Source organism: Deinococcus pimensis DSM 21231, from assembly GCF_000519345.1.
Classification (GTDB): domain Bacteria; phylum Deinococcota; class Deinococci; order Deinococcales; family Deinococcaceae; genus Deinococcus_A; species Deinococcus_A pimensis.
On sequence record NZ_KI912646.1, the window covers coordinates 7,155 to 8,661 of the forward strand.

Sequence of the window (1,507 nt, forward strand, 5' to 3'; positions counted from 1 at the left end):
CCGCGCGAGCTCGGCGCCCGCGACGCCCCGGCGGGTGCGCAGCAGGTCGGAACGGCGCAGCAGGCCCATGACGTTGCGGACCACGACGGCGTTCGTGCCGACGCTCGCGGCGATGGCCTCACTGCTGGCCGCGTCTCGCGGGGAGAACCCGATCAGGGCGAGGACGTGCACGGCGACGGCGTACTGGCTGTTCACGGCTGCTACTCACCTCCCAACATGTAAGCATCTTAGTTACAGCAGGGTCTCCCGTCAACCCCGCGTCGCCCGCCACACGGCGACCGTCCCGCAAGCCCCACGACCGGACCTCAACCCTCATGAGCGGCGCGGGTAGAATGAGCCGTTTGCATCCCGGGGGCACGACGCGCCCGCCGTCATTCGCATCTCATCAGGAGGTCACCCTCGTGAACGAACTCCAGCATCTGGGCCTGTACGCCCGCGAACTCAAGAAGCACCTGCCGCGCAGCGTCTTCGACCCCGTCCCCTCCCGACTGCTCTGGCTGATCCCGCACGTCCTCGTCGTCGCGCTCGGCGCGCTCGCGATCCTCGCCACCGCCTGGCCGCTCCTCCTCAAGCTCGTCGTGAGCGTCCTGATGGGCCTGTCGCTCGCCACGCTCGGCTTCCTCGCGCACGAGGTGCTGCACGGCTCCGTCGTGAAGACGCCGTGGCTGCGCGACGCGATCGGCGGCCTGCTGTTCTCCCCGTTCGGGCTCTCCCCGAGGCTGTGGCGGCGCTGGCACAACGTGGAGCACCACGGCCACACGCAGCACCCCGACCTCGACCCGGACGCCTTCGACACCCTGGAGAGCTACGACGGGCACGTCGGCGTGCGCGCCCTCTCGAAGCTCCCGCCGCGCGCGCGCAGCTTCCTGTACTTCGTGTCGTTCTCCTTCTGGTTCTCGCTGCACTCCCTGCTGATCCTCAGGTCCTTCTGGGGCAAGCTCGCGCCACGCGACCGCCGCGTGATCCTCCTCCAGACGGTCACGCCCTACGCGGTGTGGGCGGCGCTGGCCCTGCTGGTCGGGCCGGGCCCGTTCGCGCTGCTGTTCGTGCTGCCCGTGATGGTCGGCAACTTCCTCGTGATCTCGTACATCGCGACGAACCACGGCCTCAACCCCATGACCGAGACGAACGACCCGCTCGTGAACAGCCTCTCGGTCCGCAATCCGCGCTGGCTGGACGTGCTGCACCTGAACTTCTCGCATCACGTGGAGCATCACGTGCTGCCCGGCGTGAACCCCGTCCACGCGCCGAAGGTGCGCGAGGTGCTGCGGACGCTCTACCCCGACCGCTACCAGGAGATGCCCTGGGGCGCGGCGCTGGCGGCCCTGTGGCGCACGCCGCGCTGGTACGGCGCGGACCGCGTGTCCTTCACGGACCCCGAGGGCCGCGTGTTCCCGTCGCTGGGGTACGGCCTGAAGGTGGCGGCGGGCGGCCCGTCGCTCGTGCGCCGCGTCTGGAGCGCTCCACGCGACCCGCTGGGCTCGTACGCGCGCTGGGGAGGCGCGGC

General features: G+C 70.5%; 2 protein-coding genes. One reads left to right on the forward strand and one right to left on the reverse strand.

Annotated features, from left to right (window positions below):
- The coding region (locus tag DEIPI_RS0112720) for an Rrf2 family transcriptional regulator (RefSeq protein WP_027482006.1) at positions 1-195 on the reverse strand (195 nt) is incomplete at its 3' end.
- A gap of 206 nt (positions 196-401) precedes the next feature.
- On the opposite strand from DEIPI_RS0112720, the gene DEIPI_RS30870 reads away from it, so the two are divergent.
- Positions 402-1,507: fatty acid desaturase family protein (locus DEIPI_RS30870; protein WP_052351722.1), on the forward strand; the 1,106-nt coding region annotated here is incomplete at its 3' end.